The 1,451-nt window shown below is 53.8% G+C and carries 1 protein-coding gene; it reads left to right on the top strand.

Annotated elements, in window-relative coordinates; translation table 11 throughout:
- Positions 1-2 precede the first annotated feature (2 nt).
- Complete coding sequence (locus A7P96_RS01995) at positions 3-1,421, top strand: amino acid permease (protein WP_231863619.1); 1,419 nt, start codon at positions 3-5, stop codon at positions 1,419-1,421.
- The last annotated feature ends 30 nt before the right edge of the window (positions 1,422-1,451 follow it).

Raw genomic sequence — 1,451 nt, 5'->3', positions numbered from 1 at the left:
CCATCGGCGGCAGCATCGGCACCGGCCTGTTTATGGCCAGCGGCAGCGCCATCCATATGGCGGGCCCGGGCGGCGCATTGGTGGCTTATGCCGCTATCGGCCTGATGGTGTATTTCCTGATGACTTCATTGGGCGAAATGGCCACTTATCTGCCGGTGTCCGGCTCGTTTTCCACTTATGCCGCCAAGTTTGTCGATCCCTCGCTGGGTTATGCCCTAGGCTGGAATTATTGGTTTAGTTGGGTCATCACCGTAGCAGTAGACATTTCCATTGCCGCGCTGGTAATCACGTATTGGGAACCGATGCGCTTTATGCCGCCTTGGGGCTGGAGCCTGCTGTTTTTCGGGCTGATTGTGCTGTTGAATATGTTGTCGGTAGAAGCTTTCGGCGAATCGGAATATTGGTTTTCGCTGGTTAAGGTGGTTACGGTAGTCGTCTTCCTCGGCGTGGGCATGCTGACGATTTTCGGTATTCTTGGCGGCGACTATGTGGGTCTGGCTAACTTTACCGTGGGCGACGCGCCGTTTTTAGGTGACGGTTTTTCAGGTAGCTTCTTAACCATGCTGGGCGTGTTCCTGATTGCCGGCTTTTCGTTTCAGGGCACTGAGCTGATTGGTATCACTGCCGGTGAATCGGAAAACCCGAAAGAGAGCATCCCGAAAGCCGTAAAACAGGTGTTTTGGCGCATCCTAATTTTCTATATTTTGTCGATTTTTGTGATCGGCCTGCTGATTCCCTATACCAGCCCGGAATTGCTGGGTGCAGAAAACGTGTCTGAGATTGCCAAATCGCCGTTTACGTTGGTGTTTGAACGCGCTGGCTTAGCCATGGCGGCAGCGGTGATGAACGCGGTGATCCTCACGTCCATCCTCTCCGCCGGCAATTCCGGCATGTATGCCTCGGTGCGCATGTTGTATGCCATGGGCAAAAGCGGCATGGCGTACAAGAGCTTCCGCAAGGTAAACCGCTTCGGCGTACCGGTACGTTCGGTGCTGGCCACGGCAGCGGTGGTGCTGCTGCTGTTTTTAATCGAAATTTTCAACGACCACGCCTATGAATATATTCTGGCCGCTTCAAGCTTAACCGGCTTCATCTCTTGGCTGGGCATCGCCATCAGCCACTACCGTTTCCGCCGCGCCTACATTGCCCAGGGTTTTGATTTGAAAGACTTGGATTACCGCGCCAAATGGTTTCCCTTCGGCCCGCTGATCGCGCTGGTGTTGTGTGTGTTGGTGATTTTGGGGCAAGACACCGAGCTGGTGATGAGCGGCGAAATCGATTGGCAACGGATTGTGGTGACCTATATGGGCCTGCCCATATTCTTCGGTTTCTACCTCTACCACAAACTGCGCTACCGCACCCGGGTGATTCCGCTTGAGGAAGTGGATTTGGGCGACGAGGAAGAGGACGAAGACGAATAAGCCCCATCATATAAAAGGCTACCTGAAAAC

This window comes from Eikenella sp. NML03-A-027, assembly GCF_001648395.1.
Lineage (GTDB): Bacteria > Pseudomonadota > Gammaproteobacteria > Burkholderiales > Neisseriaceae > Eikenella > Eikenella exigua.
This window is presented reverse-complemented; position numbering and strand designations above follow the sequence as displayed.